Consider the following 2,134-nt stretch of genomic DNA (forward strand, 5'->3'; position numbering starts at 1 on the left):
TTTTGCAATTATTTTGTATTGTGGTGGTGTGGGGTTATTGGGTGGAGCCCTGAACAAGGGCTCAAAAGCCCTGGTGCCAAACGGCGGCGTCGAGGGGAGTACGGGCAAAGCCCGAACAATGAACCCCGCCCTCCAACCAAGGGCACAACCCATGCACTCCCGAAGAAAACCCCACGCGGGGACCCTTCGGGAGTAAGACAGGCCCAACACTCCAACCAAACCCCGGACGGTGCAAAACCATTAACAGCGGCCGTCAACTCCCAATTCCGGTTGATCCTGCCGGAGGCCACTGCTATCGGGGTCCGACTAAGCCATGCGAGTCAAGGGGCGCTTGCGCGCACCGGCACACGGCTCAGTAACACGTCGGTAACCTACCCTCGGGAGGGGGACAACCCCGGGAAACTGGGGCTAATCCCCCATAGGTTTGGGGCGCTGGAAAGCCCCCAAACCGAAAGCTCCGGCGCCCGAGGATGGGCCGGCGGCCGATTAGGTAGTTGGTGGGGTAACGGCCCACCAAGCCGACAATCGGTACGGGCAGTGAGAGCTGGAGCCCGGAGATGGACACTGAGACACGGGTCCAGGCCCTACGGGGCGCAGCAGGCGCGAAACCTCCGCAATGCGGGAAACCGCGACGGGGGGACCCCGAGTGCCGTGGACAACCACGGCTTTTCCGGAGTGTAAGAAGCTCCGGGAATAAGGGCTGGGCAAGGCCGGTGGCAGCCGCCGCGGTAATACCGGCGGCCCAAGTGGTGGCCACTATTATTGGGCCTAAAGCGTCCGTAGCCGGGCCTGTAAGTCCCTGGCGAAATCCCACGGCTCAACCGTGGGGCTTGCTGGGGATACTGCAGGCCTAGGGACCGGGAGAGGCCGGGGGTACTCCTGGGGTAGGGGTGAAATCCTATAATCCCAGGAGGACCGCCAGTGGCGAAGGCGCCCGGCTGGAACGGGTCCGACGGTGAGGGACGAAGGCCAGGGGAGCAAACCGGATTAGATACCCGGGTAGTCCTGGCTGTAAAGGATGCGGGCTAGGTGTTGCCTGGACCCCGAGTCCAGGCAGTGCCGCAGGGAAGCCGTTAAGCCCGCCGCCTGGGGAGTACGGCCGCAAGGCTGAAACTTAAAGGAATTGGCGGGGGAGCACTACAAGGGGTGGAGCGTGCGGTTTAATTGGATTCAACGCCGGGAACCTCACCGGGGGCGACGGCAGGATGAAGGCCAGGCTAAAGGTCTTGCCGGACACGCCGAGAGGAGGTGCATGGCCGCCGTCAGCTCGTACCGTGAGGCGTCCACTTAAGTGTGGTAACGAGCGAGACCCGCACCCCCAGTTGCCAGCCCTCCCCGCCGGGGAGGAGGCACTCTGGGGGGACTGCCGGCGATAAGCCGGAGGAAGGAGCGGGCGACGGTAGGTCAGTATGCCCCGAAACCCCCGGGCTACACGCGCGCTACAATGAGCGGGACAATGGGAACCGACCCCGAAAGGGGAAGGGAATCCCCTAAACCCGCTCCCAGTTCGGATTGCGGGCTGCAACTCGCCCGCATGAAGCTGGAATCCCTAGTACCCGCGTGTCATCATCGCGCGGCGAATACGTCCCTGCTCCTTGCACACACCGCCCGTCACTCCACCCGAGCGGGGTTTGGATGAGGCCTCGTCCGCTGGGCGGGGTCGAGTCCAGGCTCCGTGAGGGGGGAGAAGTCGTAACAAGGTAGCCGTAGGGGAACCTACGGCTCGATCACCTCCTAACGCAGCAAACCGTCCGGGGGGTTACAGGAGTGTTGGGCCTGTCACAGTGGGCCGGTAGCTCAGCCTGGGAGAGCGCCGGCTTTGCAAGCCGGAGGCCCCGGGTTCAAATCCCGGCCGGTCCACCACGAAGAGTGCACATCCCGAGTGAAAACTCGGGGTGGAAGGGTCTGAGGGAGTGAATAACTCCCACGATGAGGACCGCGCACAGGCAAGCCAACCCAAAAAACTGCCCAACCCCCATAGTAGGGGTAAGCACGTTAAACCGCCTGGTGGATGGCTCGGCTCAGGGCGCCGACGAAGGGCGTGGCAAGCTGCGATAAGCCTCGGTGAGGCGCAGGCAGCCTTCGAGCCGGGGATGCCCGAATGGGACTTCCCGCGGCTTTCGCCGCACTCCGT

General features: G+C 63.7%; 1 tRNA gene and 2 rRNA genes. All 3 read left to right on the forward strand.

Features of this window, described 5'->3' with window-relative positions:
- Positions 1–263: 263 nt before the first annotated feature.
- A 16S ribosomal RNA gene (locus PFER_RS00020) occupies positions 264–1,736 on the forward strand.
- A gap of 50 nt (positions 1,737–1,786) precedes the next feature.
- A tRNA-Ala gene (locus PFER_RS00025) sits at positions 1,787–1,863 on the forward strand.
- A 120-nt stretch (positions 1,864–1,983) separates the two neighbouring features.
- A 23S ribosomal RNA gene (locus PFER_RS12325) occupies positions 1,984–2,134 on the forward strand; the annotation flags it as partial.

It is taken from the genome of Palaeococcus ferrophilus DSM 13482, from assembly GCF_000966265.1.
Lineage (GTDB): Archaea > Methanobacteriota_B > Thermococci > Thermococcales > Thermococcaceae > Palaeococcus > Palaeococcus ferrophilus.